General features: G+C 73.1%; 2 protein-coding genes. Both read right to left on the bottom strand.

What is annotated here, in order from left to right:
* Nucleotides 1–2,006: AfsR/SARP family transcriptional regulator (locus tag KN815_RS28385; protein ID WP_216344747.1), on the bottom strand; the 2,006-nt coding region annotated here is incomplete at its 3' end.
* A gap of 128 nt (nt 2,007–2,134) precedes the next feature.
* Nucleotides 2,135–3,391, bottom strand: a 1,257-nt coding sequence (locus KN815_RS28380) for a tetratricopeptide repeat protein (protein WP_216344746.1), incomplete at its 5' end; no start/stop codon positions are given.

Raw genomic sequence — 3,391 nt, 5'->3', positions numbered from 1 at the left:
CAGGCCAGCAGGCAGTCGGCCTCGGTGAACAGCCAGTCCAAGGCGGCGTCCTGATGCGGGAAGACCAGGCCGGGGTGGTCGGCGGGGGCCAGGTGGTCGCCCAGCCGGTCGCCGGGCCGCTCCATGGCGTACACCCGCGCCGCCGTGGCGAGGTAGAAGCTCAGCAGCCGGGAGAGGGCCGCCTCGCGCTCCGCGGCCGACTGGTGCCGCTCCGCGCGGTCACGCGCGTAGAGCCGTACGAGGTCGTGGTAGCGGTAGCGGCCGGGTGCCGCGGACTCCAGCAGGGAGGCGTCGACCAGGGACTCCAGGAGTTCCTCGGTGTCGAAGGTGTCCAGCTCCAGGGCGACGGCCGCCGCGGCGAGCGAGATATCGGGGCCGTCCGCCAGCCCCAGCAGCCGGAACGCCCGGGCCTGCGGCGGCTCCAACTGGCCGTAGCCCAGCTCGAAGGTGGCCCGCACGGCCAGGTCGCCCGCCCGCAGCTCGTCCAGCCGGCGGCGCTGGTTGGCGAGCTTGCGCGCCAGTGTGGAGACGGTCCAGGTGCGGCGCGAGGCCAGCCGGGAGGCCGCGATCCGGATGGCCAGCGGCAGGAAGCCGCATGCCGCGACCACGTCCATGGCCGCGTCGCGCTCCGAACTGACCCGCTCCGCGCCCACGATGCGGGTGAAGAGGACCAGCGCCTCCTCGGGGCTCATCACATCCAGGTCGACCAGGTGGGCGCCCTCCAGGTCGACCATCCGGGTCCGGCTGGTGATCAGCGCGGCACAGCCGGGCGTACCGGGCAGCAGCGGCCTGACCTGCGCGGCGTCGCGTGCGTTGTCGAGCAGGGTGAGCACCCGGCGGCCGTCCAGCGTGGAGCGGTAGAGCGCGGCACGCTCGTGGACGCCCTCGGGGATCGCGCTGTCCGGGGTGCCGAGGGCGCGCAGGAAGGCGCCCAGGATCGCGTTGGGCTCCGCGGGCACCGGGCCGGCGCCCTGGAGGTCGATGTAGAGCTGGCCGTCGGGGAAGTGGGCGCGGGCCGCGTGGGCGACGTGCACGGCCAGCGTCGTCTTGCCGACCCCGCCGATTCCGGCCACTGCTGACACGGCCATGACACGCCCCTCGGCGGTGGCGAGCTCATCGCTCAGCTCCTCGACGAAGGCGACCCGGCCGGTGAAGTCCGCGACCGTCGCGGGCAACTGGGCCGGACGTACGAAGCCGGGCCCGGCATGCGTGCGGTCGTCCACCGAAACCGCCAGCTCGGCATCCGCCTGGAGAATGCGCTGATGCAGGTCGGACAGCTCCGCGCAGGGATCCACACCGAGATCCTCGGCCAGCAGCCGCCGGGTGTCGTTGTACACCGCCAGGGCCTCGGCCTGCCGGCCGCTGCGGTAGAGCGCCAGCATCAGCAGCTCGCGCAGCCGCTCCCGGAGCGGATGGGCGGCGGTCAGCGCGGTCAGCTCGGAGACCACCTCGGTGTGATGGCCCAGCTCCAGGTCGAGATCGAGCCTGGTCTCGGTGAGCACGAGCTGCCACTCCGACAGCCGGGCGCGCTGGGTCGTGGCGTACGGCCCCGACAGCCCGGCCAGGGCCTCACCGTCCCACAGGTCCAGCGCCCGGCCGATCAGCTCATGGGCGCGCAGCCGGTCGCCCGAGTGCCGGGCCTTCTCCGCCTCCGCCGCCAGGCTCTCGGCCACGTCGATGTCCAGGGCCCCGAGGCCCACCTGGACCGCATAGCCGCCCGATTCGCTGACCAGGATGTCCGAATGCGGGGTGAACGCCTTGCGCAGCCGGGAGGCGTAGGTGCGCAGCGCCGCGATCGCGGCGTCCGGCGGATCGTCGCCCCACAGGGCGTCCACGAGTTCGGGGGCGGTGGCGGTGCGCCCGCCGCGCAGCAGCAGAGCGGCGAGCAGGGCTCTTTGCTGCGGTGATCCGGTGCTGAGCTGTTCCTCGCCCCGAAAGGCCCGTACCGGTCCGAGCACGGTGAAGCGCAAGGACTGCTCCTGCGCCCGCTCCTTCTCGCCGGTCATGGTCTCCCCCTGCCTCTGCTCCCAGTTGCACGGGCCAGTTTGCCTTGCCGATACCCCTCACGTCAGTAGGGGCCGGACCTCTCCACAAGGCCCGCCCGACTTCGAGACCTCCGAAGACCGACGGATCGTCAGTTCCGCCGCTCGCTTTCAGACACCGGGGGGCCGACTCCAAAGGCGTCCCGATGGCCGGGATTGAGACCCGTTGACCCCGGGAGGTCAGGCGCCGAGGTCGCCAGCAGTTGGCGCACCTCCTCGGGCTCGGGGGAGCCCAGCCGTTCGCGAAGGGCCTGCGCCTGGCTCCAGCACTCCTGGGCCCGGTCACGCTGTCCGGCCGCCAGCAGGGCCTTCGATAAAACGGTGAGAAAGGAGAAGCGCCGCCATTCACCGCCGAGGCCGCCCAGGGCGAGGGACTGCTCGGCGTGCGCCACCGCCTTGGTGGGGCGATGTGCTGCCAGATGCATTTCGGCCAGCCGGAAATGGGCCATGCCTTCCCACAGCGGCTGACGGGCCTCGCGGAACAGGTCGAGCGCCTCGGTGAGATGAACGGCCGCCTCTTCCAGACGGTGGGCCCGCGTCAGCGCGATGCCGAGGGTGTACATCCCGTTGGCGAGCCGCAGCGGGGCGCCGAGCCTGCGGTAGATGGCGAGCCCCTGCTCGGCCAGTTCCACCGCGGTCCCGGTGCGGCCGCGGCTCACATGGATCCGGGAGAGATTGGCCAGGGCGCTGGCCTCACCGGCCTCGTTGGCGTCGGCGCGGAACGCGGTGAGGGCGTGTCCGAGGAACCGCTCCGCGTCGTCGTACCGCCCCAGGCCGTTGGTGACGATGCCGAGCTGATTGGAGGCGCGGCTGGCGATCACCGGATCCTCGCCGTCCAGCTCCAGCGCGCGCCGAAGCTCGCGCTCGGCCTGGGCGTACCGGCCCGTGAAGCTGTACAGATGCCCCAGCGCCGAGCGGGCGCGGGCCTCGGTGCGGTAGTCCCCGGCGGCGTGGGCCGCGTCGCCGGCCGCCCGCGCCACCGTTTCGTACTGCCGCGGCCGGGCCCCGGACTCGGCGAGGTCCAGCGCGCCCAGCAGCAGATCCCCCGCGCGGCGGCGGGTGGTCTCCCCGGTGCACCTGGGCACGCAGTCGAGCAGGCAGTCGCCCTCCGCGAAGAGCCAGTCCAGGGCGGCTCTGGAGGTCTCGAAGCACAGCCCGGGATGGCCGGTGGGCTCCAGGTGCTCGACCATCCGGTCCCCGGGCCGCTCCATGGCGTACACCCGCGCCGCCGTGGCGAGGTAGAAGTCCAGCAGCCGCGACAGCGCCTCCTCGCGCTCCGCCGCCGCCCGCGACTCCCGCTCGGCGCAGGCCCGTGCGTAGAGCCGTACGAGGTCATGGAAGCGGTAGCG

Source organism: Streptomyces niphimycinicus, from assembly GCF_018883605.1.
Classification (GTDB): domain Bacteria; phylum Actinomycetota; class Actinomycetes; order Streptomycetales; family Streptomycetaceae; genus Streptomyces; species Streptomyces niphimycinicus.
The sequence above is the reverse complement of the archived record's forward strand: the minus strand, read 5'-3'. Positions and strand labels throughout refer to the sequence as shown.